Genomic DNA, 21,453 nt, shown 5'->3' with positions numbered 1-21,453 from the left:
GCAGTCCGTTTTGATGGGGTAACTATAATTTACTGGGATAGTTTTTTTAGGGTAACAAGAAAATTTATCAGTGATTATAGCTCAACATATCATAAAAACCGAAGAAGGTACTCAAATCAAACTTGAAGTACTTGCTAAAGAGGCGGGCTATAATTTAAGAGCTAAGTAGTTAAACATTTAAAATTGGGAGAAATTAGATTATTATTTTTTTGACTAATTAAGGCCGAATTGAAGAGCATAGCATAACTATGTGATGAAATTCTAACACTGAGTAGTCAAAAAAATAAGATATAAAACTTCCGATTTTGACTGTATAACTGCTTATATCAACTAAAAAAGAAATTTGAATTGGGATTAGTTAAAATAATTCAATTGGTTAGAAAAAGTAAATCCCACCCTCGATGAAGGTGGGATTTTAATATTCAAATAATGTTTTTAACTCCAAAAAAAGATCGATTAATATCCCTCAATTTCTTCTAAATAAGGAACCCTTGCTTGAACACCTTTCATTGAATTCATCCAATTCATGATTTTATCAGTTTCAGAAGAGTATTCTCCTAAAAGGCTCTTTTTCAAACGAGCTTGAGTCTCTATTTCCAAGTTTTTCAACATTTCCTGGAAGAAGTCAATCTCACCCGGTAAATGCTTTACTTTATAAGCATCTTCTTCCAAACCCGCTAAATCAGCAGCGATTTTGATAGCAGTATCATAACCACCTAATTCATCTACTAGACCTACTTGCTTGGCTTGAACACCAGTCCAAACTCTACCTTGTGCCACTTTCAATAAATCATCGATATTCATATGACGACCTTCAGCAGCTTTTTCAGTAAAAGTTTTATAACCTTCCTCTACGCTTTGTTGTATGATTGCAAAATCCTCTTTAGTAAAATCATCTAAAGGAGATTGGAAATTAGAAAACTCACCCGTACTTACAGCATAAGTTTTAATACCCAATTTCTTGTTCAACAACTCTGACGGGTTGAACATTAAACCGAAAATACCAATTGAACCTGTAATCGTATTAGGGTAAGCAACAATCTTATCGCAACCCATAGAAATATAATATCCGCCTGAAGCAGCATAAGTAGACATTGAAGCTACTACCGGTTTTTTCTTTTTCAAGTTTTGAACTGCTCTCCAAATCAAATCAGATGAAAGGGCACTTCCACCAGGAGAGTTTACTCTTAAAACAACGGCATCTACAGACTCATCATCTGCTAACTTGTTGATTTCTTTTACAAGGTCAACGTTAGTAATAGCTTTATTTCCTCCTTCTGATTTACCATAAATGATATCACCCTCTGCAGCTAATACTACTACCTTTCCTTCTTTGTCAAGGTCTCTTCCTCTAGCATCAAAAGCTTTTTTGTATTTGTTATATTTAATAAAGGAAACATCACTCGACTTTTCTACTTCTAACATTTCTGCGATGTGAGCTTCTGCCTCGTCCTCATAAACCAACTCATCGACGAACTTATATTGTTGAGCATCATGAGCATTTCTAATAAGCATTTTATCAGAAATATTTTTCAATTCTTCCAACTTGATTCCTCTTGATTCACTGATACCTTCTAAGTATTCATCATATAAAGAGTTAAGATAAGAAGAGATTTGTTCTTTGTTTGCAGCACTCATTTTATCAGTCATAAATGGCTCAACTGCACTTTTGTATTTACCTACTCTGAAAATTTCAGGCTTCACACCAATTTTCTCAAAAAATCTTTTCAAGTAAACAATCTCAGAAGAAAGACCATTAAACTCTAACCCACCAATTGGATTTAAGTAAATCTTATTAGCCTCTGCTAACACATAATAGCCAGCCTCGGTAATGTAATCGGCGTAAGCATAAATAAATTTACCTTCTTTTTTAAAGGCTTTCAAAGCATCTCTTACTTCTAGAGCCATTGGCATACTACCACCAAAAGTACCACCTTTGATATAGATACCTGCAATTTTGTCATCTTTAGTAGCCTTATCAATCACATCTAAATAATCTTGTAAGCTTACAGATCCATTAGATGGAAAATAACTTGAATTTAGAGCTTCGAATGGGTCAGTCTCTCCTATTTCAGCTAGTGGTTGGGATAATTTTAATACTAATACAGATTGATCGTCGATCATAGTTGGTTCAGAGCTATCGCTGGATGCTGCCGCTATAATTCCCATTAATGTGACACTTCCTCCCACAAATAAGACCATCGTAAAAATAAAAAGTCCAATGATGACGGCGAATGTGGTTTTTAAAAATCCTTTCATATAATTTATTTTGAAGTTATGTTTATAATTCTTTCCGATAATGTAAATTCAATAAACAATAATTAAAGTTAAGACTTTATTACCGTCTTACAATATGTTTTAGTGTATAAAACTTATACAAAATCAAAAAAAAATGAAGTAGAAGTATATTTTCGTTGAAATATTTGGCATTTAATGTTCAATATCTTAAATTGACAAAAATTTTAGTATTCCTACGTGTAAAAAATCATCAAATGTCGAAAATACCATCAAAATTTGGAAAAAACCTAAGGTTTTTAAGACAACAACAGAAACCCAAATTAAGTCAAACGGAATTAGGAGATCAATTAAGTACAGAAGAAGATGTGGTCTCAAGAAGTGCTGTATCCTCTTATGAAGATGGACGAGCAGAACCCAATTATTTCCGTTTAGAGCGCATATCTCATTATTTTAATGTCGCAATTGATGATATTTTGACTAAGGATCTTACGCTAATGGATCCTATAAGCGTTCAAAAAAGAGAAAATACAGAAGAGCATATTTCTGGTAAAGGAATGCGCATCTTAGCAATACCAACTGATAAGGAAACGGATGAAGAAAATATAGTTTTAGTTCCAGAAAAAGCTAGAGCAGGATATGCTGCGGGATATTCAGATACTTCATTCTTTAAAAACCTCCCAAAATATACGCTTCCATTCTTACCGAAAGGTAAAACTTACAGAGCATTTGAAATAACAGGTGACTCTATGCCTCCTCTTGAAGAAGGTACAATAATAATTGGAGAATATATTGAAGATTGGAAAAGTATCCGAGAAGGATCTGTTTGTATAGTTACAACAAAATCAGAAGGTTTTGTCTTGAAAAAGGTGTACAATAACATCAATAATAATAACAGCTTCATTCTCAAGTCTACTAACCTTAAGTACTCTCCATACGAGGTTAGTGCACTAGAAATCAGTGAAATGTGGCGTCTCGTTGCTCATATCTCAAGAGACTTCCCTGAGAAAGAAACAAATGATTCATTTTCTGAAATGCAAGAAGCAATTTGGAGATTAGATCAGGAGGTGCTTAACATCAAAAGCAAAAAATAATTCTAAATAAAATATTATTATTAGAGGAAATATTTGTTTTATCATCTATTTCCTTTTTTTTTGCCTTTTAAATAAAAAAACAGCCACTATTTGAAGATTGTTTAAATCTTGTCAAGAGATTTTTTTATGTAATAATATAAATTTGATGTTCGCTTTTTAATCTACTTATACAACAACATCTTATAACATAAAGAAAGCTAAAATTGTATTTAAATAGTTGCTCATTGGTATTGCAATAATGATAGCTATTCAAGAATTTATACCAAATAGCTATTTACGTGTTTAGAACTTGCATTAATGATAATAGCAGATAAAAAAAAGAAAGAAAATATATGTGAGTATATCATATATATTTATCAATCCGAGGAGTTATTGAGAGCCTTTAATTTTAATTTTGAAGATATAAAAGAGTATGTGCTTAAGCATATTACAAAATTAACTGAGGAGGAAAAAGAGGAAGTGCTGAACTGGCACAAAGAACTCATGAACCTTATGGAAAGTGAGGAGGTGATGAAGGAAGGACATTGTTCATGGGCTCAAAACGAAATTGATACAATTACTTCAATTCATGATAATCTTCTAAAAGAAGATGAGGATTACTTGAAAATTTATCAAAATGCGTCTCCACATATTGAGAATAACTTAAAAATTGCTGACGGTTTAATTACTAATCCAATACAAATTTGTATAAATGGGATATTTGGGTTATTATTACTTCGAACTAGAGGGAAAAAAGTTGATGATCAGACGAAAGAGATTCTTAATACCTTCGGAGATGTTTTATCGTATCTTGCATTTAAATATAAACAACAGTTCTATTAACGTATAGCATTCATTAATTGATTTTCCTTACGATTTACGTTTACAAATAGTACACAAAATTATAACCTCTTTCTTTTTTAAATAAATACAAGTATCGAAGTTATAATCTATCACTACAAATTTAACTATCTTAATTGAAACAGTCGAATTATGAAAACTACTTCGCCCGAAAAAACAACTACAGAAGAAATCTGGGTTGAACTACCCTTTACTGATAAGAAGTATGAAATTAGTAATAACGGTAAAGTAAAGTCTTATGCTCGTTCTCAAAAAGGTGAACTTATTAAAGGAAGAGACATAGGAGGTGGTTATCTATCCATTGATTGCAAAGTAAATGGGAAAAAGAAATCATTTTACGTACACCGTTTGGTAGCTGAGATGTTTCTTGACAAACCAAAAGAGGAAGGACAGATTGTAATCCACAAGGATGGTGATAAGTCCAATAATCAAGTTGATAATTTAGAGTGGTGTACCTTGAAAACAAGGTTTGCTACCAAAAGAAAATATATTCCAGATTATTCTGAAAAGTTTGTAAAAAGCTGTAAACCTTCTAAGAAAACAGCAGAGAAACCGATTGATGGTCACGATTATTATCATTACAAAGATAAATATCATCGTATCTCAGATAATGGTTCATGCTTGTTTATCAGGGTTAATGAAGACGGAAAATGGAAGTCTTTAGCCATTGCTGAAATCATTTTGAGAGATTTAGGTAAACTGAAGCCCTCAAAAAGTCACAAATTGGCCTACAGAGATTGGGATTATAAAAACTTGGCTCCTATCAACTTATTTTGGGAAACGCAAGCGGACAAGTCCACACGTCTTCTGGAGCAACGTCCTTTACAATTAGACCGTATCCGTAAAATGGGTCAGTCTCACCGTAAGGAAATTGCACAACGCAAGAAAGACTTAATAAAAAAATACCTTGATGAAGGCAAAAGCATAGCTAAAATCAGTAGACTTTTGGATATCGGATACACTAGATTATATAATTATATCAATGAAAATGATCTAGCAGCAATCACGCAGTATTCAAAAAAAGAAATTGAATTAGATTAATCATCAATAAGGCCATTATAAAAAAGATTATAATGGCCTCGTTGTTTTTTATAAAATTATATTACAAAATTCTATAACCAACTAAAAGGATATTCTTTATCGATAAATGATTCCGCTGCTTCGGTTATATATAATGGAGCAAACGTATCTACCATTACGGCATACTCTTCTGTTCCTTTCTTTCCTATACTTTTTTCCATAGTACCTGGATGGGGACCATGGGGAATACCTCCTGGATGCAATGTGAATGCACCTTGTGCAATTCCTTTTCTACTCATAAAATTACCCTCAGTATAAAACAATACTTCATCAGAATCGATGTTAGAGTGATTGTATGGTGCTGGTATGCTCAATGGATGGTAATCAAAAAGCCTCGGTACAAAGGAGCACACAACAAAGGCTCCTCTTGCTTGGAAGGTTTGATGCACAGGAGGCGGCTGATGCAACCTTCCGGTGATTGGCTCAAAATCGTAAATTGAAAATGTATAAGGATATAGAAAACCATCCCAACCTATAATATCAAATGGGGAATTTTCGTAGATATAATCATGTAATTCATTTCCTTTTTTAATTTTCATTGAATACTCCCCTAACGACATATCAAGATCTGATAACCTTACAGGTGGATGAAGGTCTCTTTCACAATAGGGAGAATGCTCTAAGAGTTGTCCAAGTTCGTTTCTGTATCTTCCAACCGTTTCTATAGGCATTTTCGATTCTACAATCAGAAATTTCTGAGGTTGTTCTTTGTCAAATTCCATTTTATAAATGGTTGTTCTAGGAATTACAATGTAATCTCCTTTCTGAAAAGGAACTACCCCAAACTGCGTATGCATCTCACCTTTTCCTTCATAAACATAGATCATTTCATCTCCATCAGCATTTTTGAAATAATCATTCATTTCTAATTGCTTAGGATAACACAATGAAATCACGCATTGATTATTGGCCATCAATGGCAACCTCGCTGAAAGAAAATCGCTTCCTGTTTCACTTATTTCAGCAGTCTTTAGGTGTGTCATTTTCAACCCATACCCCTCTAAAATTTTATACCCATAGGGAGTTGAAGCTTTAATTTCCTTTACTTTAGTTGGAGGAACTTTATGGTATAAATTGGAGTAAATCCCAGAAAAACCTAACGAGCTCACCAGTTCTTCATGATAAAGAGAACCATCTGGCTGTCTAAATTGAGTATGTCGCTTAGGTGGTATTTCACCTAATCTGTAATAGTAAGTCATGATAGTTAAATGTGTTTAAAGTATGTGTTATAACAAAGCAAACAACATTTGATTGCTTTGTAAGTATTGGTTCGTATTCTAAATTAGCCTTAAGTCAAAACTATTAAGGTATTCAATAATTTTGACTTAGGACTTATGAAGGCTATTACTAAGAAATATCCTTCCCTTGAGCAGTGTGTATGAATAATACATCTCCTATATCATCATATCCATAGAAAACCTGCTCATTGACCTTCTTCAATGCTTCTAATCTTAACCCAACAATTGTAAGATCTGCATCTTGAGAAGTGGTATTAATTACTGTTTTAATATCTACATTATCAGCTCTTGAAATCAAGCGGACATTATTTTTCGAAATTGGTAAACGGCCTGTTTTGATAAGCTTTAAAATTTGCTCTCTTCTCATCTCCAATTCTGCATCAGGGAAACAAGCCAATAACGTAATTTTAGCATTACTCCACTCTGGGTGACCTATAATAATAAACGCCAAAAGAATCATCAAGTTTGCGTTTTCAAGGTCCTTAGGGGTTAACCAAATATGTATTTCTGTTTTGTATCCAAAGTTTCTCTCATCTGAAGCTAATACACAAATATCGTTTCCTGTCACTGACATCAGTTTAAAGTTGTCAATTACCTGTTTCAAGCCGTCATCATTGTTTTTCTTCGAAAACTCAAACATCAACATGTTATTCTCTTTACCTGCTACAGAAGGTAACTGAATCACTTGTGCAATTACTGAAGTCATAGAAGGACTAATCATTGTATCCAAATACACCTTCGAATTACTTGCCTCTGAAATTTTAATCAATCTATCGAGGTCTTTTTGTGCTTCCTTATTGGTTTCTTTTGATAGATAACCATCAATCAAATGAATATAAGTAGCAAAGCCATATTTATGTGCAATCCATTTGACTAGATTAAATGCTGAAAAACGTTTGAAGGTATTTCTACTCACACAAACAACAGCAGGTCTCCAGTGATCTTCCTCATTATCAATTTCTGTCTTCTGAAGAAAGATTTGAAACTGTCTACTTAACTGGAAAATAACACCTTGAAAAATTGCTTTCAACCCTTCTTTATTTGGCGTAAATCGACGAACCATTTGATACAGAATGACCATAAATACTAATGCGATCATGGTATAAGTCACCGAGATTTTGAACATCAAATAAAGACACATTACTGCACCCACTAATGAGATAATAGGCTTTGATTTGAATACGGGTCTGTAAGCAGGATCTGATGCGAAGTGCTCTAAAAATGAAATCAAGCAGATGGCTCCATAAGTTACCATAAAGAACATCGTAATGATCTGGGCTACAATATCAATATCGCCAATCAGAACAAATACTACCGTCACAAAAGAAGTCACTAATGAAGAATTCAATGGTTCACCTGAGTCCTTTGTGATATACCCCAACCATTTGTTTACGGATTGATTAGGTAATACTTTATCTTCTGCAATAGCTTGAAGCGTTCTTGGTGCAACTAAAATTGAACCAATTGCAGAAGAAAGCGCTGCCGCTGCTAACCCAATAGGTACCATTGGCCCCCAAAGTGAGATATCCGTCATGATTAGAGGATCACTATCTAAATCAGTAAGAGAAGCCGACACTGATAATTTGTAAGCGACAAACATATAAACAATCATTCCAAAAACACCTGCTAACATGGTTCCGATAGGAATTGATTGTTCTGGAGATTTCAAGTCACCCGAAAGCCCCACTCCTGCTGCAATCCCTGTAAAAGCAGGGAAACAAATTGCAAGTACTTTAAAGAAACTATCCCCATTATCAATATGACCATTCCAATCAATCTTCGTCAATTCTTGAGCGAACTCTGTTGTTCCCGCAAAAAACGACAATAATGAAAGAAATAATATCCCAACTACTATATATAAGGTTCTCATTCCAAGATCAGCACCCTTATAAATCACCAATGCAATCAAACCAATGGTAATAGGAATTGTAATCCACCTCAAATTTAGATCTACAATTCCATAAGTTTCTAGTAATGGAAATAATGGTCGAAAGGCTTCTGCGAATGCAATAATATAGAAGGCAGTACTAATGGCCTGTGATAGATAAAGTGAAATACCAATTGCACCTCCAATAGTAATACCGAATGATCTTGAAATGATATAATAAACACCTCCACCTTGTACTTTTTGGTTCGTTGCTATTTCGGAAATAGCCATTGCAGTAGGAATCGTTACTAAATGCCCAACAAGTACCATTACCAAACATGATAATAATCCTAAGTTGGCTACTGCATAACCAAATCTCAAGAAGAGAATTGCCCCTAAAATTGTACTAATTGAAGTAAAAAATACGGGAGCTGTCCCGAACCCTTGATGTTGTGTTTTGTCTAATCTATTAGCCATAATATGGTTTTTCTATTCCAGGTAGTAGAACAAATGGTATTGGGCTATTTAAAAGAGTGAAGAAATTATGTGCTATAAAACAGCAAATAGTATATATGTTTGCCTCTACTCTAAATTCATCCCATTTTTTTATTCTATTACTTAATTGCTAAACTAAGCGGTCTTGACAATCTATCTTTCCAATTGTTACTCATAAAAACTGTTTAAATTTTTATTTGTTTTGAGCATTACAAAAACTATGTGACGATAATTATTTATGACAAATGACCTTAGGTAGCTTAATCAAATATAGTGTTTTTGTTTTTACTCTTGCAAGTTGTACGAAGTGATTTTAAAGCGAGTTACGCTTAAATTATTCGTTATTTCAACCTTTAAGGAATAATAAAAGAAGTAGTTGTAAACTGAAATATTCTTAATAACAATAGAGAGAAGACTCTTAAAAAGTTTGATTTTCATATCAATTGCTAAATCATTAAAAGAAAAAATGACTACTAACCACACCACTCTACCAAATAAACTTCAATAACATCCTAAAGAAGGATCTCACTTACGTTTTATTAAATAAGCTTAGTTGCAAATAAAATTCAAATTTTCACTTGTGTGCCCTTTACTTGACGAGAATTCCAAAACTCTCCTTATTTTTGTTTGATTTTTTATTTTTAGGAAGTTCAAAGCGTAAAAAGAATTATATGATTACGTTTTGAAACTCAGTAGAAATCTTAACCATATTGTACAGCAAGTTCAACTTATTGAAATCAAAAATCGCTAAACGAAACATATCTATAAGAGCTTGCTAAAAAATACTATATAAACTATTAATACATGAACGACATTCAAAAAAAGTCAAGTTTTATTGATCGTTTTCTATCTTTTATCGAAAAAGTAGGAAATGCTTTACCACACCCAGCAACGCTATTTGCTGGCTTTGCATTTGGTGTAGTGATTCTTTCTTGGGTCTTTGCTCAAACCGATTTAAGTGTAATTCATCCTGGTACTGGAGAAACAATCTCAGTCGTCAATCTTATTTCACAAAAAGGGATTTATTTGATGTTGACGAAATTAGTAAAGAATTTTACGGATTTCGCTCCATTAGGTGTAGTACTTGTCGCGATGCTAGGTATTGGCATTGCAGAAGGTAGTGGGCTTATTGGCACTCTTATTCGCATTTTAGTTTTAAAATCGCCAAAAAGTATCATCACATTTGTGGTTGTTTTTGCCGGAGTATTATCCAATACGGCTAGTGAAGTGGGCTATGTATTATTAGTTCCTCTTTCAGCAGTAATATTCCTGGCCTTTGGTAAACATCCTATCGCTGGTCTTGCAGCTGCTTTTGCTGGTGTATCTGGTGGGTACTCTGCCAATCTTTTATTAGGTACGATTGATCCCTTATTACAAGGTATTTCTCAAGAAGCAGCCCAAATTATAGATCCGGATTACTCTATCAATGCGGCCTGTAATTACTACTTCATGTTTGTATCTACTTTCTTTATAGGTATAGCAGGTACCATTGTTACTGAAAAAATTGTGATTCCTCGTCTGGGAGAATACAATGGAGATATAGAACCTGAAGAAATGCACAGTGTAACTCCAGAAGAAAGAAGAGGATTAATGTATGCAGGTATTACTGCTGCTATACTTACAATTATCATTCTGATTGGCATACTACCTGAGGAAGGTTTCTTAAGAAGTGTAGATCAGCCTGAGAATATTTTTAAGTCGGCTTTGATGAAAGGTATTGTTTCTTGGATCTTTATTATTGCTGCAGTTTGTGGTATAGCTTATGGTAAGGGTGCTGGTACTTTTAAAAATGATGCTGATATCATGAAAGGAATGGGAAAATCAATGGAAACAATGAGTAGTTATATTGTATTGGTTTTCTTCGCTGCTCAATTTGTTGCCTATTTCAAATGGACTAACCTAGGTTTGATTTGTGCCGTAAAAGGTGCACAGTTCTTAGAAACTATCGGCTTGGATAAAATCCCATTGTTGATTTGCTTTATCTTTTTAGCTGCATTAATCAATCTAGTAATGGGTAGTGCCTCTGCAAAGTGGACTTTGATGGCTCCCGTTTTTATACCAATGTTTATGTTGGTTGGTATTTCTCCTGAATTAACACAAGTCGCTTACAGAATTGGCGATAGTGTCACAAATATAATATCACCTATGATGTCCTATTTTGCATTAATTGTAGCGTTTATTCAACGTTATGATAAAAATGCTGGAATAGGAACTGTCATTGCCACAATGCTACCTTATTCTATTGCATTCTTGATTGTTTGGGTTGTTTTAATGGCAGTTTGGCTTGGGTTGGATTTGCCAATTGGGCCCGATTCCCCGCTTCATTACTTCCCAAAGTAATATTTTTTGTAAAATTATTACAATTTTCATTGTATTTATAAAATATCTTCGTATGTTTGTAATGCAATCAAACACGATTGCAATGAGAAATAGTTAGTTTTTGGGTTAGCAAAAAGGTTCGGGTTTCCTGAACCTTTTTGTCGTTTATAAGGTTTTGCTTTTTATCTCTTACTACTACATCATTTCAACTGACCTCTCCCTTATGATAAAATAAAACCTGAAGTTATTTCACTCATATCGACAATACTTTGTTAGTGTGGTAAATCCCCTCTTTTTTAGATATTTTCACATCAGTTAAAAGTAATTTAATATTCCGATTAAATTCAATAATATATTTGAATTATTAAATTCTATTTGGTTAATTGACCCGACTTTTGAGTCACTTACTCTCAAATTTTTAAATTAAATACTTATAAACATGTTTAAAAGATCGCTACTAGCTTTATTAACGATTGCATTATTTGCGGTGCAGAGCGTTACTGCTCAAGAACTTCCAGCACCAAGTCCAAGTGCATCAGTAACTCAAAAAGTTGGCGTTACTTCCATTACAATCGATTACTCTTCTCCTGCGGTAAAAGGCCGTAAAGTTTTTGGTGAATTAGAGCCTTTTGGTAAAGCTTGGAGAGCGGGTGCCAATGCTCCTACTGCTATCACTTTTAGCTCAGACGTTCAAATCGGTGGATCTGATGTAAAAGCTGGTACTTATAATATCTTTATGACTCCTCAAGAATCTGCGGATTGGGATGTTCATTTTAATGGCAAAGGAAAAAGTATCTTTGCTTACAACACAAAAGATGGCCAAGATATGGCTGCTATAAAAGCTGATAATGCTGCATCTGTAAGCGTAAAAGCAACTGAAGGTCCTTTCAGAGAGCGTTTAACTTACATCATTGAAGCTGTTTCAGATACTGAAGGTAAAGTCACTTTATGGTGGGACAAAACAATGGTTTCTTTCACTGTAACAGTACCAACAGCTGAATTAACTAAAGCTAATATCGAAGCTTCTTTAAAAGATGCTGGTAAAGTGTGGAGAACGTATCAAAACTCTGCTAAATACTATGCTGAGTCTGATCCAGCTAAAGCAATGGAGTTAATTGATATGTCAATTGCTACTCGTCCAAATTATTTCTGGAACCAGTGGACTAAGGCGCAATTCTTAGCAAAAGAGGGTAAATATGACGAAGCTTTAGACTTTGCTCTTGCTGCTAGAACTGCAGGCGATGCAAAACCTGACGGTGCTTATAACTTCTTCAAAGGTATGATCACTAAAGATATTGAAGCTTGGTTACCAAATGCTTCAAAAAAATGGAAAAAAGCAAATAAAGATATTTAATCATACGCTTTTGAAACAATAAAGGCATTCTAAGAGAAAGGTTATCATTACGGTCTTTTAGAATGCCTTTTGCATATATTTCCCAACATCTCTAATTGAAATGAAGAGCAGAATTCTAATTTTATCTATCAGCCTATTTTTATCTCATCTATTACATGCCCAAACGCCAGTAGATGGACAACCTAATGTATCTAAAATCATTCAAGAAATTAATCATCTCAATACGCTAGGTAGTGTGATGTATTTTGCCGCTCACCCAGACGATGAAAACCAAAGAGTAATTGGTTACTTCGCTAGAGCAAAAGGCTATGAAACAGCTTACACTGCATTAACCCGTGGTGATGGTGGACAAAACCTTATAGGAAAAGAAATCAGAGAAGAGTTAGGTATTTTAAGAACTCAAGAATTGATAGAAGCCAGAAAAGTAGACGGGGGGCAACAATTTTTCTCTAGGGCCAACGATTTTGGCTACTCAAAAAACCCAGAAGAAACACTTTCAGTTTGGGATAAAGATCAAGTGCTTGCTGATGCCGTATGGAATATTCGAAAATTCAGACCTGATATTATTGTCACTCGTTTTTCACCCGATAGAGGTGGACGTACTCACGGTCATCATACCACTTCAGCTATCATTGCTGTTGAAGCATTTGAATTAGCCGCAGATCCAACGGTATTCCCTGAACAATTAAAATACGTTGATGTTTGGCAACCTAAAAGAATCTACTGGAATACTAATTCTTGGTTTTTTAGAGGGAAAGGTGAAAAATTTGAAAAGGATAAATACCTTGGTATTGACACTGGTGAATACATCCCAGTATTAGGTCAATCTGTAGGTGAAATTGCTATGGCTGCTCGTTCCAAACATAAATGTCAAGGTTTTGGAGCTGCTTTACATAGAGGTGAAAATATCGAATATTTCAAATTATTGAAAGGTGACAAAGCCGATAAAGATCCAATGGAAGGTGTGGAAACTTCATGGTCAAGAGTTGAAGGTAGCGAAGCTTTACAAGCCGCCATTGAGACTTTACAAACTAACTTTCATCCAACACAACCTTCAAGTGCTTTACCTTATTTGATAGAAGTGAAAAAAGAATTAGGAAAGCTCGATCAAAGTAATCATTGGGTAATTGTAAAGACTAAAAAAGTAGATCAACTATTATTAGAGTGTGCAGGTATTTGGCTTGAGGCATTAACACCTGAAAGTTTAGTGGCACAAGGTGATTCATTAATTATCAATGTATCTTCATTGGTAAGAACAGCAAGTAAAGTAACTATTGAAAAAATTAAAGTTGGTGATCTAGAAGAAAAAAGTCTATCCTCTACGCTCACTGAGAATAAAGTTCTAAAAGAAGAAATTAAAATACAGATTCCTGAAGATTTTGAAGTGTCTCAACCTTATTGGTTAAAAGAAAAAGCGACTAAAGGTATGTATGTGGTAAGCGATCAACAAATGATTGGTTTGCCAGAGCAATTCTCTGAAATCCCTGTTGAAATCCAATTGAATATAGATGGAATCACAATCCATAAATCACTAAACATTTGGCAAAAAAGAGTTTACCCTGCAAAAGGTGAAAGATATATTCCTTTAAAAATTGTTCCTCCGGTTTCACTGACACTTGATCAGAGCGTATGGATTTTTGGAGACAACAATTCTAAAGAAGTTACCGTTTCAGTGCTTTCTAATACAGATAATTTTGAAGGAACTCTAAAATTGGCAACTCCTAAAGGATGGAAAATTGAACCTCAACAAAAAACAGTGGCGTTGTCCAACAAAGGGCAAAAAGAGGAAGTAAAATTCACAATTACACCTCCTAAAAGAGATAGTGAGGGAGAATTGAAGGCTGTTATTGAAGGAAATAACAAAACCTACAATCAAGGTCTTATTAAAATTGATTATGACCACATTTACAGACAAGTCTATTTAAAGCCTGCTTCAGCCAAAATTATCAAATTAAATATCGACAAAGGGAATGCGAAGAAAATTGCCTATTTAATGGGCGCTGGAGATGCTGTTCCTGAGTCGTTAGAAGCAGCCGGATATCATGTAGATGTTCTTTCACATGAGCAAATTAAAGCTTCTATTTTGAAAGAGTATGATGCTTTAATTATTGGCATTAGAGCTTATAATGTATTGGAAAACATGAGATACCTTCAACCTGAATTCTTGAAATATGCAGAGGAAGGTGGAACTGTAATCGTACAATATAATACTTCTTTCAGAGTAAAAGTGGATCAAGTTGGCCCCTATCCTTTAAAACTATCAAGAGATAGAATTACAGTAGAGGAAAGTCCAGTTTCATTTATTGCATCAAAGCATAGAACCCTGAATGCTCCCAATAAGATTTCTGAAAAAGACTTTGATCATTGGGTTCAAGAAAGAGGTTTATACTACCCGAATGAATGGGGTGAAGAATATACTGCAGTGCTGAAAATGCAAGATCCAAATGAAAATCCAGTAAATGGAGCACTATTAGTTGCTGACTACGGAAAAGGTGCATTCATCTACAGTGGAATTTCTTGGTTCAGAGAACTTCCTGCAGGTGTTTCAGGCGCTTATCGACTTTTGGCCAACTTACTTGATTACAAACCTTCTAATTCAAAAGATATAAAATAATGGATCAAAAGGAACAAAAGCCACCAGTAGGCAAATCTTGGAAACAACTTTATGCAATTGTGTTAGGAGAACTTGTTGTCCTTATCACTCTATTTTCAATCTTTTCAAAAGCATTTAACTAAAGATGAGTATTTTAGATTGGGCAGTACTTAGTAGTACATTGGCCTTTATTGTGATCTATGGTATTTGGAAAACAAGGCAACAACAAGATATCAATAGTTACCTTTTAGGGAATAAAGAAGCAAAATGGTTCACGGTGGCACTATCAATTATGGCCACTCAAGCCAGTGCCATCACCTTCCTATCAGCACCAGGTCAAGCTTTTGTAGATGGGATGCGTTTTGTGCAATTTTACTTTGGCCTTCCAATAGCCATGGTGGTTCTTTCAAGTGTAGTAGTACCAATTTATCACAAGATGAATGTTTATACTGCTTATGAATACTTAGAGAAAAGATTTGATCTTAAAACAAGAACATTCACTGCCATTCTTTTCCTCACACAAAGAGGTTTAGCGGCAGGGTTTACTATTTTTGCACCTTCCTTAATTTTATCCTCACTACTCGGTTGGAATATCAATATCACCAATATTGTGATTGGTGTAATTGTCACCGCTTACACTGTGATTGGAGGAACAAAGGCTGTAAACCAAACTCAAAAATTACAAATGGCCGTAATTTTTGTAGGAATGCTTATCGCAGGAATATTGGTGGTTCAAATGTTACCAGATGAAGTAAGCTTCTCTAATGCATTACATATCGCTGGGGTTGCAGGAAAATTAAATGCTGTTGATTTTGAATTTGACCCCTCTAGTAAATACAATGTATGGTCGGGTATTATTGGAGGATTTTTCCTGGCGATGTCTTATTTCGGTACAGATCAATCACAAGTTCAACGTTACCTTTCAGGTGCTTCAATTGCACAAAGTAGATTAGCATTACTTTTTAATGGTATGATTAAAATACCAATGCAGTTCTTGATCTTATTTATTGGAGCAATGGTTTTCGTATTCTATTACTTCAATCCCTCACCTATTATTTTCAACAAAGTGGCCCTAATTGAAGCCACTGAAAAAGTAGAGGGTTTTGACCAACTTCAAAAAGAATATTCTCACCAAATGAAAAAACGAGAATCTTCGGCTTTAGATTACGCTGCTGCATTGAATTTTGGTAACGAAGAGAGTATTTCAACATCAAAAGCACATTTAATGGTAGAAAATGCCAAAACGGTAGCGTTAAAGAGTGAAATCATTGAAAAAGTTGAAAAGCAAGCACCAGAAGTAGATGTGAATGATACGAATTACATCTTTTTGAATTTTGTTATCGAATATTTACCACAAGGTTTGATTGGATTATTGATTGCAGTGATATTATCTGCAAGTATGTCATCCACTTCCTCTGAAATTAATGCTCTAGCTTCAACGACCATTATTGATATTTATAAAAGGATTCTTAAAAAAGATGCTTCCGATCAGCATTACCTTACAGCATCAAAAATGGTAAGCATCGGTTGGGGACTTTATGCCATTTTGTTTGCCACCTTTGCCAACAAACTAGGGTCTTTAATAGAAGCAGTTAATATCTTAGGATCTTTAGTATATGGTGTCATATTGGGGGTTTTCTCCATTGCTTTCTTCTTTAAGAAAATTGGCTCTAAACCTACTTTCTATGCGGCTATCATTTCTGAAGGAATTATTATTTACTTATTCTTCTTTACAGAAGTACCCTTTTTGTGGTACAATGTTATTGGATGTTTATCGGTCATTTTCTTTAGTTTAATCTTCAACGCTTTTATGAAAAAAGAGCCTATTACTAATGAAGAGTAATTCAATAAAAAGAAATTAGGTTAACAATTCTAAGATTATAGCATTTTTATAATTAAAGAATCTATAAAATAAGCATCAAGTTATTAGAAGATATAAAATTTAATAACTTTGTAGGCAGTAAAACATTAATCATTATATAAGAAATGGCTACAGCATTAAAAAGTCTTAGTGAGTATTCGAAAAAGAAAGAAATCGATATTTCAACCAAAAAATTTGCTATTGTAATATCCGAATATAATCCTAAGATTACTGAATCGTTATACGACGCAGTTGTTGAAACGCTACTTAAAGAAGGCGGAAAAGAAGAGAATATTTACAGAGAGGACGTACCCGGTGCATTTGAACTAACTTTTGGTGCTCAATTAATGGCACAAGAAGAAGAAATTGACGCAGTAATTACTTTAGGATGTGTGATCCAAGGTGAAACTCGTCACTTCGATTTTATCTGTGAAGCAGTCGCTCATGGTGTTACGAATGTATCTTTAAAATATAACAAGCCTGTCATTTTTGGTCTGTTGACACCAAATACGGAGCAACAAGCTTTTGACAGAGCTGGTGGAAAACATGGTAATAAAGGTGTTGAAGCAGCAGTTGCAGCTATCAAAATGTTAGGAATGAAGCAATAATCCTTACACTCCTTTACTACAAAATTTCTTTTTTCAATAAGCCTATTACTTCAAAAGTGATAGGCTTATTACAAATTCAAACACATCATGTGGAAAAAAATAGCAGAATTTATTCTTGGTAACAGAATTCCTATTTTAGTGTGCATTGCAATCTCAACAATCTTCATGGGATATCATGCAAGGGACGTTAAATGGTCTTATCAATACATCAGAATTATTCCTGATGATGATCCAGACATGATCAACTTTAACCGTTTCCAAGAATTATTCGGAGAGGATGCTTCTTCGTTTGTGCTAGGTTTAAAAGATGAAAAACTTTTTGAGTTGGATAACTTTAAAAAGTTTATGGAACTGGGAGATGAAATCAAAGAATTAGAGGGTATTACAAGTGTTTTATCACTTGCAGACGCTCCCAATCTTACAGCAAATAGACAATCTCAAAAATTTGAAGTCAAGCAATTTTTCAACACTCCTCCTTCTACTCAAGCCGAGTTAGATAGTATATTGGGTACTGTTGAAAACTTGAAAGTGTATAAAGATCGCCTTATCAGTAAAGGTGGTGCCACTGCTATGGTCATTAAGATGGACCCCGAGGTCCTTAACTCCAAGGACCGTACTGCAGTAATGAAAAAATTGGAGGCTAAGGCCGTACAGTTTGAGAAAGAATCTGGAATTCACCTCTACTATGCAGGTATGCCTTATGTCCGATCAATTATGGCGGACAAAGTGAAGAAGGAAACTATGATTTTCCTAGGAATATCTATTGCTGTTGTAGCAATAGTATTATTCCTGTTCTTTAGATCTTTCTCACCTGTTTTTTATCCATTATTAGTGATTGGTGTTGTGATTGTTTGGATTATGGGTACCCTATCCTTACTCAATTATCAGATCACTATTCTAACTGGCTTACTACCCCCGGTACTTGTCGTGATTGGTATACCCAACTGTATATACCTGCTCAATAAATACCATCAAGAATTCTCCAATGGAACTCCAAAGAGAGATGCACTGGCATTTATCATTAAGAAAATCGGTGTGGTTACTTTAATTACCAATACAACTACTGCAATTGGTTTTATGGTATTGATCAGTACAGGAATTACTGCAATGCAGGAGTTTGGTATTGTCGCTGGTATAAACATCTTTGTGACGTTTTTTATCAGTATCACTTTTATTCCAATCGTGTTTTCTTACCTACCAGCCCCTGATGTAAGACACCTTAAGCACTTGGATTTCAAACCTACCAATTGGCTAATACATCAATTGGAAATGCTAGTGCTTCACCATAGAACAATGGTTTATATTTTCACTTCAGTGATGGTTGCTCTTTCTATTTATGGTAGTTATAAGGTAACAGCCAACTCATTTATGGTGGATGATTTACCTGAAGATTATCACGTAAAACAAGATTTACGTTTCTTTGAGGAGGAATTTAGTGGTGTTATGCCATTTGAATTAATCATTGATACCGGACGTAAAAAAGGATACTTAAAGAAGGGTACTCTAACTAAAGTGGAAGAGGTAGAAAACTTTATTTCATCATTGGATGAAGTTTCTCAACCTATCTCTATTAATACTTTCCTTAAAGCGGGTAATCAAGCCTTTCATGCTAGTGATTCTAATTACTTCAAACTTCCATCAAGAAGTGAGATGTCATATATCATGAAGTATTTAAGAAACAGTAGTGATGAAGCTTCCTCTTCATTGAGTGAATCCATGATTGATTCTACTGGAAGATATATCCGTGTTTCTTCAAGCATGGCTGATATTGGTTCAGTTAAAATGGATTACCTAGTTGACAGTGTCATCAGGCCTCAATTAGCCAAAATTGTGGATGGGACAAAACTTGAAACAATGGTAACTGGATCTACGCTAATCTTTATTAAAGGAAATGATTTCTTAATCAAAAACTTGAAGCAAAGTATGTTAATTGCTTTCGTTTTGATTGCTATTATCATGGGTACTTTATTTGGTAACTTAAGAATCATCATCATTTCTCTAATTCCGAATATCATTCCATTACTATTTACTTTGGGTTTGATGGGCTTCTTAGGCATCCCTCTGAAACCAAGTACCGCCATTGTATTTAGTATTGCTTTCGGTATTTCAGTAGATGACAGTATTCACTTCTTAGCGAAATACCGTCAAGAGATTGTTCTTCATAATTATAATATGAAGAAAGCAGTGATCATGGCACTCAGAGAGACGGGATCAAGTATGCTTTATACCTCTATTGTATTGTTCTTTGGTTTCGCCATTTTTATGGGATCAACTTTTGGAGCTACTCAAGCTTTAGGTTTGTTGACTTCGGTAACACTTATTGTTGCCATGACAACTAACCTCACTTTACTACCTTGCCTTCTTTATACTTTTGATGCAAACAAGAAAAGTATGCACCCCATCATTGATGGTATGGATACTTTCTATTTTGAAGATGAAGATGAGGAGATTGATTTAGGAAGAATTGATGTAAACAAATAAGATTTAAGTACCTGTTCAAAATTATCTATAGCTTAAATGCATTTGAATTAATCTCAGGTTTCGTTAAAATTTTTCGTCTTAGCTATGGCTAGGACTGTAAATTTTGCCTTACCTGAGATCAATTCATTCTACATTTATAAACTATATTTAATCATGATCAGCTACTTAGTTTTCTATATTTCAAAATATACAAAAACACCTGATCAAGTTTAAAGATCAGGTGTTTTTTATTTCCTATGTTTTCGTCATCATTAAGTCAATCTTTTATCCATCACCCAAAACCACAACCAAGGTACTAATGAACATAAAATGGCTGTTGGGTATCCAAAAGGAAGTTCTGGAGCAGATGTTTGATGCTCTAAAGTGTGGTACTTTTTAGAAGCCTTATAATGATGATCAGAATGTCTGGTTAATTCAAAAAGAATAATTCTGCCAAAAGTATAATTCGCATTCCATGAATGATGAAGTTGTACTCTTTCATATTTCCCATTCGGTAATAACTTTCTCTGTAAACCATAATGCTCTACATAGTTGATCGTTTCCAACAATAAAAAACCTACTATTCCGGCGATTACACAATACATTAAAACTTGTGTATTAAACATAAAAAGAATTGAGAAAATGTAGACAGCATAGATGATATGATACCAAAGCATATTGTTTTTAAAAGAAAAGAATTTTCCTTTCAACATTTTTAATTGAATTTTCCATGCACTCACATAAGAGAAAATAACCGTCTTAAACCAAAAACTATATATGTATTCACCTCTTTGAGCAGTTGCAGGGTCCAAAGGTGTAGCCACATTGGCATGATGTCCCCTATTATGTTCTATAAAAAAATGCATGTAAAATGTAGGTAATAGAAGAGCTTGTGCCATTAGTTGCTCTTTCTTTTCTACCCGGTGTCCCAACTCATGAGCTACATTGATTCCTGAAGTTCCTAATACCAACCCCAAACTGATAATTAAACCAATATTTTCTATTCTTGTATAAGAATGACTTTCCCATTGGAATGCTCCATAAATAACTAATCCAAATACCCAAATCAAGTTTAGGTATAAAAACCAGTCATAAAGTTTAGAATATTCTTTATTATTGGATTCACTTACAGCTTCAGTAGTTGGTAAAAAAGCATCCAAAATTGGGGTGAAAATAAAGCTAAATACAATAGTTAACCAAGTGTAAACTCCTCCGAAATAAAACCCTATAAAGCAGCATAGTGGAATTAAATACGCAGAAGTATATTTCATTTCTTTTAATAGATTGGACATTGTTCTGAGTAATTGTTATTGATTTTAAGTACCAAGACAAAATTATTTAATACATTATAAACTAAATTGCCGTCAACTTTCAATAGACCTTTCTATAAGCATTTATAGGGTCTACTT

Annotated in this window: 13 protein-coding genes; 9 read left to right on the top strand and 4 right to left on the bottom strand. The window is 34.2% G+C overall.

Annotation, left to right across the window (positions count from 1 at the left end):
* Positions 1 to 456: 456 nt before the first annotated feature.
* Positions 457 to 2,259 (bottom strand): signal peptide peptidase SppA, encoded by a 1,803-nt coding sequence (sppA, locus tag PL77_RS28285; RefSeq protein ID WP_044212982.1) that lies wholly within the window; start codon positions 2,257 to 2,259, stop codon positions 457 to 459.
* A gap of 233 nt (positions 2,260 to 2,492) precedes the next feature.
* Here sppA and PL77_RS28280 point away from each other — a divergent pair, with 233 nt between their 5' ends.
* The 3 genes from PL77_RS28280 to PL77_RS31200 all read left to right on the top strand — a co-directional run bounded on the left by PL77_RS28280 (position 2,493) and on the right by PL77_RS31200 (position 5,210).
* Positions 2,493 to 3,329, top strand: a complete 837-nt coding sequence (locus tag PL77_RS28280) for a LexA family transcriptional regulator (protein ID WP_044212980.1) — start codon at positions 2,493 to 2,495, stop codon at positions 3,327 to 3,329.
* 297 nt (positions 3,330 to 3,626) lie between these two features.
* Positions 3,627 to 4,151 (top strand): DUF4924 family protein, encoded by a 525-nt coding sequence (locus PL77_RS28275; RefSeq protein ID WP_044212979.1) that lies wholly within the window; start codon positions 3,627 to 3,629, stop codon positions 4,149 to 4,151.
* A gap of 150 nt (positions 4,152 to 4,301) precedes the next feature.
* Entirely contained in the window at positions 4,302 to 5,210 is a 909-nt protein-coding gene (locus PL77_RS31200) for an NUMOD4 motif-containing HNH endonuclease (RefSeq protein WP_052444813.1), read from the top strand.
* Positions 5,211 to 5,281: 71 nt separating this feature from the next.
* Here PL77_RS31200 and PL77_RS28265 read toward each other — a convergent pair whose 3' ends face one another.
* Together PL77_RS28265 and PL77_RS28260 are read right to left on the bottom strand one after the other, a co-directional pair.
* Positions 5,282 to 6,448, bottom strand: a complete 1,167-nt coding sequence (locus tag PL77_RS28265; protein ID WP_044212978.1) for a homogentisate 1,2-dioxygenase — start codon at positions 6,446 to 6,448, stop codon at positions 5,282 to 5,284.
* 148 nt (positions 6,449 to 6,596) lie between these two features.
* On the bottom strand, positions 6,597 to 8,831 hold the full coding sequence (locus PL77_RS28260; protein ID WP_044212975.1) for an amino acid permease: 2,235 nt from the start codon (positions 8,829 to 8,831) through the stop codon (positions 6,597 to 6,599).
* A gap of 822 nt (positions 8,832 to 9,653) precedes the next feature.
* On the opposite strand from PL77_RS28260, the gene PL77_RS28255 reads away from it, so the two are divergent.
* From PL77_RS28255 to PL77_RS28230, 6 genes are all read left to right on the top strand, one after another.
* The gene (locus tag PL77_RS28255; RefSeq protein ID WP_044212973.1) at positions 9,654 to 11,189 is read left to right on the top strand and encodes an AbgT family transporter; all 1,536 of its coding nucleotides are present in this window, start codon (positions 9,654 to 9,656) and stop codon (positions 11,187 to 11,189) included.
* 418 nt (positions 11,190 to 11,607) lie between these two features.
* Positions 11,608 to 12,522 carry a DUF2911 domain-containing protein gene (locus PL77_RS31410; protein WP_063769059.1) on the top strand — a complete coding sequence of 305 codons (915 nt, stop codon included), beginning with the start codon at positions 11,608 to 11,610 and terminating at the stop codon, positions 12,520 to 12,522.
* A gap of 100 nt (positions 12,523 to 12,622) precedes the next feature.
* Positions 12,623 to 15,136, top strand: a complete 2,514-nt coding sequence (locus tag PL77_RS28245; protein WP_044212972.1) for a PIG-L family deacetylase — start codon at positions 12,623 to 12,625, stop codon at positions 15,134 to 15,136.
* 124 nt (positions 15,137 to 15,260) lie between these two features.
* Positions 15,261 to 16,958, top strand: coding sequence for a sodium:solute symporter (locus tag PL77_RS28240; protein WP_044212970.1), 1,698 nt, complete (start codon positions 15,261 to 15,263; stop codon positions 16,956 to 16,958).
* Positions 16,959 to 17,101: 143 nt separating this feature from the next.
* Positions 17,102 to 17,584, top strand: coding sequence for a 6,7-dimethyl-8-ribityllumazine synthase (gene ribH, locus PL77_RS28235; protein WP_044212967.1), 483 nt, complete (start codon positions 17,102 to 17,104; stop codon positions 17,582 to 17,584).
* A gap of 87 nt (positions 17,585 to 17,671) precedes the next feature.
* Positions 17,672 to 20,065: an RND family transporter gene (locus PL77_RS28230; protein WP_044212965.1), complete on the top strand. Its 2,394-nt coding sequence runs from the start codon at positions 17,672 to 17,674 to the stop codon at positions 20,063 to 20,065.
* A gap of 251 nt (positions 20,066 to 20,316) precedes the next feature.
* Here the strand turns inward: PL77_RS28230 and PL77_RS28225 are convergent, their stop codons facing one another.
* Positions 20,317 to 21,336, bottom strand: a complete 1,020-nt coding sequence (locus tag PL77_RS28225) for an alkane 1-monooxygenase (RefSeq protein ID WP_044212963.1) — start codon at positions 21,334 to 21,336, stop codon at positions 20,317 to 20,319.
* Positions 21,337 to 21,453 lie beyond the last annotated feature (117 nt).

The organism is Flammeovirga sp. OC4 (assembly GCF_000812565.1).
Taxonomy (GTDB): Bacteria; Bacteroidota; Bacteroidia; order Cytophagales; family Flammeovirgaceae; genus Flammeovirga.
This window is presented reverse-complemented; position numbering and strand designations above follow the sequence as displayed.